This is a genomic window from Hymenobacter agri, from assembly GCF_054778495.1.
This window is the reverse complement of sequence record NZ_BAAGZM010000394.1, coordinates 1-7675: the sequence shown is the minus strand read 5'-3', so window position 1 is coordinate 7675 and position 7675 is coordinate 1. Positions and strand designations below refer to the sequence as shown.

The following is a 7675-nucleotide window of genomic DNA, read 5'->3' as shown; positions in this document are numbered from 1 at the left end:
GCGGTCGTCGCGGTCGCGCCCGCCGCCGTAGCCGTTGTTGCGGCCCCAGCCATCCCGGTCGTGGTCGTTGTAGCCCCGGCCGCCGCCGTAATAACCATTAGAGTAGCCGCCGCGGCCGTAGCCGTTGCTGTAGTAGCCGTTATTATAATAGCCGTTGGCGTAGCCGCCGCGCCCGTAAGGGCGGTAGGGCTGATAGGCGTAGCGCTGGTGGTAGTAGCTGCTTTGCAGCCAGGGCTCGCGGCCGCGGTAGGCAATTACCACCGGGTGGAACTGGTACGGGTCGTAGCCATAGAGCTGCGGCAGCGGTACCCAGTAGCCATCCTGAAACACGATGTACTGCTGCGAGTACAAGTCGTAGTAGCCGTCAATATCGGGGATGTAGTAATACTGCGTGCCGTAGGGAACCTGCGGGCCCCAGGCGGGCGGGCCGATATTAATATTCACCCCCACCTGGGCCTGGGCATCGGGGGCGGCCAACAGGGCAAGCGTGCCCACCAGGGCCGCGCCAATAAATTTTGCAAGGGGTTTCATGGGATTTGGAATAAGAAATGAGGCAGGCCGTAAGGCTCGCGTTAGCTATAACTGCAAGGCAAATGCCAGGATTCTGCACGTCGGAAACAATCCGAAAAATATTATTATCAGGTCGGGCAAAGAAATAAATGCCGAGTGAGTATTCGCTGAATTTCTGTGCGTTGAAGTATGGTAACGGCGGCGCTGGCTTAGGTGTTGTCAGCGCAAAATGAACGGCTGTTTAGCCACGGCCTGCTTATCGTTCGCAACTGCGGGCACAAACCGCCGCGCTCGGTTGTTACGCACCAACGCCCGGCCCGCAGGGCTAGCTAACGCGGCTGGCAATTTGCTCGTTTTCGTAGCCCTGGGGCACCCTTCTTCCGTACCTTTACGCACTTATTCGCTGCGTTCCTGAATGGCCAAAAAATCCACTATTGACCCGGTTGCTAAAGCTCCTAAAGCCGCCGCTCCCGCCAAGAAAAAACCAGCCGCCAGCGGCGCTACCCTGAAAAAGCAGCTCGCCGGCGCCCTCACCGAGCCGGAAGCCGCGGCCGCCAATCAGCCCAACCCGGCCAGCGTGGCCGTAGCCCTGCAGCACCAGACGCCCGAGACGCTGCCGCCCACCACGGTACCCGCCGCCAATGGCTCGGCCCACCACATCGACGCGCCCTTCATCGAGGTGTACGGTGCCCGCGAGCACAACCTGAAGAACGTGAGCGTGCAGATTCCGCGCAACCGGCTGGTGGTGTTCACGGGCATTTCGGGCTCGGGCAAGTCGAGCCTGGCCTTCGATACCATTTATGCCGAGGGGCAGCGGCGCTACATGGAGACGTTCTCGGCCTACGCCCGCAGCTTCATGGGTGGGCTGGAGCGACCCGACGTGGACAAGATTGAGGGCCTGTCGCCGGTTATCAGCATCGAGCAGAAGACGACCTCGCGCAACCCGCGCTCCACGGTGGGCACCATCACCGAGATTTACGACTTCCTGCGCCTGCTCTACGCCCGCACGGCCGAGGCCTTCAGCTACGCTACGGGCAAGAAGATGATTCGGCAGAGCGACGACCAGATTATCAACTACATCCTCAAGCACTTCGACGGCAAGAAGCTGGTGGTGCTGGCGCCGGTGGTGAAGGGCCGTAAGGGCCACTACCGCGAAGATTTCCAGAAGATTGCCAAGCTGGGCTTCACCAAAGTGCGCGTCGACGGCGAGATTCTCGACATCACGCCCAAGATGCAGGTTGACCGCTACAAAATCCACGACATCGAAATCGTGATTGACCGGCTCATCGTGAAAGAGGAAGACCGGTTCCGGCTCTCGGGCTCGGTGCAGAATGCCCTCACGCACGGCAAGGGCACCATGCTGGTGCTCGACCCCGACGCCAAAAAGGCCCAGCCGCAGTTCTTCTCGCGCTTCCTGATGGACCCGGCCACCGGCATCGCCTACGACGACCCGGCGCCTAACACATTCAGCTTCAACTCGCCCTACGGCGCCTGCCCCACCTGCAACGGCTTGGGCGAGGTGCAGGAAATTACCGAAGAAGCCGTGCTGCCCGACCGCAAGCTGAGCATCAGCCGGGGCGGCATTGCGCCGCTGGGCGAATTCCGCGACATCTGGATTTTTCAGCAGCTTTCGCTCATTCTCAAAAAAAATAAGGCCACGCTGAACACCCCCATTGAGAAGCTGCCCGAGGAGCTGCTGAAACGCCTGCTGCACGGCATTTCGGAAGACGAGGCTGATAGCGGCAAGGGCACGTTCACGGAGCCGTTTGAGGGCATTATCCCTTTCCTGCGGCGGCAAATGGACTCGGAGTCGGACAGCATCCGGGAGTGGATTGCGCAGTACGCGCAGGCCCAGCCCTGCCCCGAGTGCCAGGGCTTCCGCCTCAAGAAGGAAAGCCTACACTTCAAGATGGACGGTAAGCACATCGGCGAGCTGTCGGTGATGGACCTGAACGAGCTGGCCGGCTGGTTCGAGGGCCTGGAAAGCCGCCTGAGTGAGCGCCAGAACGTGATTGCGCGCGAGCTGCTGAAGGAAATCCGCAAGCGCATCGGCTTCCTGCTCGAAGTTGGCCTCGACTACCTGAACCTGCACCGCCCGGTGCGCACGCTGAGCGGTGGCGAAAGCCAGCGCATCCGCCTCGCCACCCAGATTGGTACCCAGCTTGTGGGCGTGCTCTACATCATGGACGAGCCCAGCATCGGCCTGCACCAGCGCGACAATGAGCGGCTCATCAAGGCCCTGCAGCACCTGCGCGATATCGGCAACTCGGTGATTGTGGTGGAGCACGACAAGGACATGATTCTGCATGCCGACCACGTGCTGGACATTGGCCCGGGCGCGGGCATCCACGGCGGCAACATCGTGGCCTCGGGCACGCCGCAGGAAATTTTCAACTCGGGCTCGCTCACCTCGCAGTACCTCAGCGGGCAGAAGCACATCGAACTGCAGAAGAAGAAGCGCAAGGGAGAAGGCACCGAGCTGGTGCTGAAAGGCGCGAAGGGCAACAACCTCAAAAACGTGACGCTGAAGGTGCCGTTGGGCAAGCTGGTGGCCGTTACGGGCGTATCGGGCTCGGGCAAGTCCACGCTCATTCACGATACACTGTACCCCATTCTCAACCAACACTTCTTCAACTCGAAAAAGGAGCCGTTGGCTTACGGCAGCATTGAAGGGCTGGAGTTTATCGACAAGGTGATTGAAGTCGACCAGTCGCCCATCGGCCGTACGCCGCGCTCGAACCCGGCTACTTACACGGGCGTGTTCACCGAAATCCGCCAGCTGTTTGGCGAGATGGCGGAGGCCAAAATCCGCGGTTACGGCCCGGGCCGCTTCTCCTTCAACGTGAAGGGCGGGCGCTGCGAAACCTGCGAGGGCGCCGGTATCCGCACCATCGAGATGAATTTCCTGCCCGACGTGCACGTGCCCTGCGAAACCTGCAAAGGCCGCCGCTACAACCGTGAAACGCTGGAAGTGCGCTTCAAGGGCAAGTCCATCACCGACATTCTCGACATGACCGTGGAGAAGGCCGTGGAGTTCTTCGAGTTTCAGCCCCGCATTCTGCGCAAAATCAAGACGCTGAATGACGTAGGTCTCGGCTACCTCACGCTGGGCCAGCAGGCCACCACGCTCTCGGGCGGCGAAGCCCAACGCGTGAAGCTCGCTACCGAGCTCAGCAAGAAGGATACCGGCAAAACCTTCTACATCCTCGACGAGCCCACTACCGGCCTGCACTTCGAAGACATCAACCACCTCGCCGACGTGCTCCAAAAGCTGGCCGACAAAGGCAACACCGTCCTCATCATCGAGCACAACCTCGACCTGATTAAAGTGGCCGACCACGTCATCGACATCGGCCCCGAGGGCGGCGCGGGCGGCGGCACCATCGTGGCCCAGGGTACGCCTGAGCAGGTAGCCAAGGCCGGCAAGGGCCACACCGCCCGCTTCCTGGCCGAGGAGCTGCGCACGAGCAGGTACGCCACGGCGTAAACCCCCGTAGCGCATGCTTCAGCGCACAAAAAAGCCGGTTCCGTCGTACGACGGAACCGGCTTTTTTGTGCGCTGCCGAATTACTTGGCTGCGTCCACGGTCGGCTTCATCTTGGTCACCATGTCGAGGTGCATTTGCAGCACCGGCACGTTCTTGGCGGCGAAGGCTTTAATGTCGGGGTCGGAGGCTTTGATGGAGGCGTCGGTGAATTCCTTCACGTCTTCCTGGTGGTCTTTCAGCATCTCCTTCATGTATTCCTGGTCCATTTTCACGCCTTTTTCCTCCACCACGTCCTTCAGCACTTTGGCGTGGTCGTCGCCCAGCGTGGTGGGCAGGGTGATGTTTTTCTTCTTCGCCAGTTCCATCAGCTCGGCGTTCGATTTAGTGTGGTCCGATACCATCTGCTCGGCAAATTTCTTGGCGTCGGGCGTTACGGCGCGGGCCGCCACCTGCTTGCCCATTTCCACCTCCAGCATGCCGCCGCTGGCCGCTTTGGCCAGGAACTGGGCATCGTACTCCATGCCTTTCTTCTCGACCTTGCCCATCTCGGTGTTGGTCGTGGCGCTGTCGGCTTTGGCGTCGTTTACTTTTTCGGCTTGTTTCACCGAGTCGTTGGAATTGCAGCCGGCGGCCGAAACGAGCAGGGCAGCGGCGCTGAGCAGCGCAATGAAAGAGCGTTTCATAAGAAAAGAGTGAGTTGGTGAGGTGGAAGCGGTAAATAACATTTGATGAGATGAAAAACTGCTGAAGCACCGCTGGTTACGGCAGCTTATCGGCCGCGTCGGCGGCTTCTTTAGCTGCATCGAGTTGCTCTTCCACCGGGCCGTGGAATTTGGCCGCGAAGCCCCGGATGTCGCCGTCGTAGGCATCGTCGCTCATGTCGTCGAAGCTGTCCTCGTCCTGCTTCTGGGCTTTCACCAGCAGGGCCATCAGGTATTTATCGAACTGCGGGCCGGTTTGCGTGCTGGCTTCGTGGTAGGCCTCCTGCTCATCGTCGCCGAGGGCGGCGGGCACGGCCAGGCCCTTAGCGGCGGCCAGGGCCCGCAGGGCAGCCAGTAGCTCGAGGCGCTGCGGCACCAGCTTGGCGCCGTAGCCGCGCACGGTGGCGTCGGTGGCGCGCTGCTGGGCCAGCTTGCCCAGCTCCACTTCGAGCAAGGCATTGCTGGTGCTTTTTACCAGAAATTTGGCGTCCGCTTCCTGCTTGCGGGTGATGTCGGCCGTGTCGATTTTCTTCTCGTTCTGGGCCATGGCGGTTTCTACCGCGTCGGCGTTGGTGGCGTTGCCCGAGCAGCTGCCGAGCAAAGGCATGGCTATCGCAAGCAGCCCGAAAAGGCGGCGGGGTAGGACGATGGAATTCAATGGAATATGCATGAGTGGCTTGGGGTTACGCAATTCCTTTGGCGAGGCGTGCACGCTATACGGCCGGCCGAAAAGGGGGTTTGGCCGAAACCGCCGCAATTTTTTTTTCAGCGGCTTAAACCCGGCGCTACCTTCCGCTTCCAACCGACCACAAACGCAGTACTTCGTTCCGTTTCTTACATTATTCCCAACATTTTCGCCTTCGCCATGCGTACCGCCACTCTCCGTTCTTTTGCTCTGGCCTGCTTGGCCAGCGCCGCCCTGCTCACCACCAGCTGCAACCGCAAGGACGACGCCACGCCCACCGACGACATCACCACGGCCGAAGACCGCACCGACGACAACTCCGAAACCGGCATGAGCTCGGAAGCCATGCAGATGGCCGGCCCCACCGACCCGCAAGCCCAGGGCTCGCCCAACATCATCGGCGACGCCGACTTCCGCGCCCGCTTCGGCAGCTGCGCTACCCGCAGCTACGATTTCAATACGAAAACCCTCACCATCGATTTCGGCCCTACTAACTGCCTGTGCGCCGATGGCCGCTACCGCCGCGGCAAAATTCTGGTGCGCTACACCACCGACGTGAACCGCCGCACGGCCGGCGCCGTGGTTACCCGCGAAAACTATTTCGTGAACGATAACCAGCACACTGCTACCCGCACCTTCACCGACATCGGCGCGGGCTCGTTCACCGTCGATGTCACCAACGCCAGCATCATCCGCGCCAACGGCGGCGGCACCCACTCCTGGACGGCCAACTGGACCTTCACCCGCACCGCCGGCTACGGCACCCCGCAGGTTTCGGATGACGTGTACAGCGTAACGGGCGCAGCCACCGGCACCAACCGCAAAAACGTGGGCTACACGGCCACCATCCAGAACCCGCTCATCAAGCGCGCCGACTGCCCAAAATACTACGTGCAGGGCACCATCGGCATCACCAACACCAACAACAAAACCATGACGCTGGACTACGGCACCGGTACCTGCGACAACGTGGCCACCGTGACGGTGAACGGCCGCACCCGCACCATTCAGCTCCGCTAGTTTTCGCCGGTCTTTTTCCTGCCGAAACAAAAAGCGCCGCCCTTTCCGGGGCGGCGCTTTTTGTTTCTATGGGCTTGAATGCGACCCAGGTTTATTTTCCCGTGAAAGCCGGTTTTCGCTTCTCGCTGAACGCCTGCACGCCCTCTTGGTAGTCGGCCGATTCGCCGGCAATCTGCTGGCAGTGGGCTTCGTAGTCGAGCATTTCGTCCAGCGTGGCGGCGCCGGCTTTGTTCAGCATCTGCTTGATGAGGCCGATGGACTTGGTGGGCGCGGCGGCGTAGCGGGCGGCCAGCGCGTAAGTGGCCTCGTCGAGCTGCTCGGGAGCCACCACCTGATTCACCAGGCCCAGGCGCAGGGCCTCAGCGGCCGGCACCTTCGAGCCCAGGCTGCACAGCTCAAACGCCTTGAGCGTGCCCACCAGCCGCGGCAGAAACCACGACGAACCCGAGTCGGGCACCAGCCCGATGTTGATGAACACCTCAATCAGCGAAGCCTCACTGCTGGCAATAATGGCGTCGCAGGCCAGCGCCAGCGAGCAGCCGGCGCCAGCCGCCACGCCGTTCAGCCGCGCAATAATGGGTTTGGGCAGCCCGCGCATGGCCCGGATGATAGGGTTGTAGCGCTGGTGCACCGAGTCGTAGAAGGAGCGGGGCTTGCCCTCGGCCGCGGCCGCTTCCTGCGCGGCCTTCAAGTCCTGCCCCGAACAGAAGGCCCGGCCCGCGCCGGTGAGCACCACGGCCCGCACGCTGGCGTCGCGCGCTACCTGCTTCAGGGCGTCCTGCAGCTCGTAGCTCATGGGGTCGTCGAAGGCGTTGAACACCGCCGGGCGATTCAGGGTGATGGTGGCCACGCCGTCGGGGCGCACGTCGTAAAGCAGGCTGGAGTAAGTCAATGGGTGAATGGCTGAGTGGGTGAATGGGTGAATGCAAAGAACGGTATTGCGCCCGGCTCATTCATCCATTCAGCCATTCGCTCATTCACCCATTGAAAACAGCGCCTCGGCCACCAGCAAATCCTCCGGCGTCGTAATTTTCAGGTTGCGGTAATCGCCGTCCACCAGCTGCACGCGGCACAGGTCGTCCACCACCGTGGCGTCGTCGGTGAAGGTGGCCAGCTCGGGCATGGCGTAGGCGCGGCGCAGCAGGTCAATCTCAAAGGTCTGGGGCGTTTGCATCAGGCGCAGGCGGCTGCGGTTCTGGGCCGAGGAGCCGTGCTGCGATACCAGCCGCACCGAGTCTTTGGGCAGCACTGCGGCGGCGGCGGCGGCGTGCG

Annotated in this window: 7 protein-coding genes; 2 read left to right on the top strand and 5 right to left on the bottom strand. The window is 61.7% G+C overall.

The window, feature by feature from the left end; translation table 11 throughout:
* Window positions 1-531, bottom strand: a 531-nt coding sequence (locus ACYVDE_RS16410) for a hypothetical protein (protein WP_460502631.1), incomplete at its 3' end; no start/stop codon positions are given.
* Window positions 532-925: 394 nt separating this feature from the next.
* On the opposite strand from ACYVDE_RS16410, the gene uvrA reads away from it, so the two are divergent.
* Entirely contained in the window at window positions 926-3997 is a 3072-nt protein-coding gene (uvrA, locus tag ACYVDE_RS16405; RefSeq protein WP_460502630.1) for an excinuclease ABC subunit UvrA, read from the top strand.
* 80 nt (window positions 3998-4077) lie between these two features.
* On the opposite strand, the gene ACYVDE_RS16400 is transcribed toward uvrA, so the two are convergent.
* Window positions 4078-4680: a DUF4142 domain-containing protein gene (locus ACYVDE_RS16400; protein ID WP_460502629.1), complete on the bottom strand. Its 603-nt coding sequence runs from the start codon at window positions 4678-4680 to the stop codon at window positions 4078-4080.
* Window positions 4681-4756: 76 nt separating this feature from the next.
* The gene (locus ACYVDE_RS16395; protein WP_460502628.1) at window positions 4757-5305 is read right to left on the bottom strand and encodes a DUF4142 domain-containing protein; all 549 of its coding nucleotides are present in this window, start codon (window positions 5303-5305) and stop codon (window positions 4757-4759) included.
* Window positions 5306-5563: 258 nt separating this feature from the next.
* Here ACYVDE_RS16395 and ACYVDE_RS16390 point away from each other — a divergent pair, with 258 nt between their 5' ends.
* The gene (locus tag ACYVDE_RS16390; RefSeq protein WP_460502627.1) at window positions 5564-6403 is read left to right on the top strand and encodes a hypothetical protein; all 840 of its coding nucleotides are present in this window, start codon (window positions 5564-5566) and stop codon (window positions 6401-6403) included.
* A 91-nt stretch (window positions 6404-6494) separates the two neighbouring features.
* Here ACYVDE_RS16390 and ACYVDE_RS16385 read toward each other — a convergent pair whose 3' ends face one another.
* Window positions 6495-7295, bottom strand: a complete 801-nt coding sequence (locus tag ACYVDE_RS16385) for a Clp protease/crotonase-like domain-containing protein (protein WP_460502626.1) — start codon at window positions 7293-7295, stop codon at window positions 6495-6497.
* A gap of 81 nt (window positions 7296-7376) precedes the next feature.
* Window positions 7377-7675 (bottom strand): IspD/TarI family cytidylyltransferase (locus ACYVDE_RS16380; RefSeq protein ID WP_460502625.1); only part of this gene is annotated, 299 nt, incomplete at its 5' end.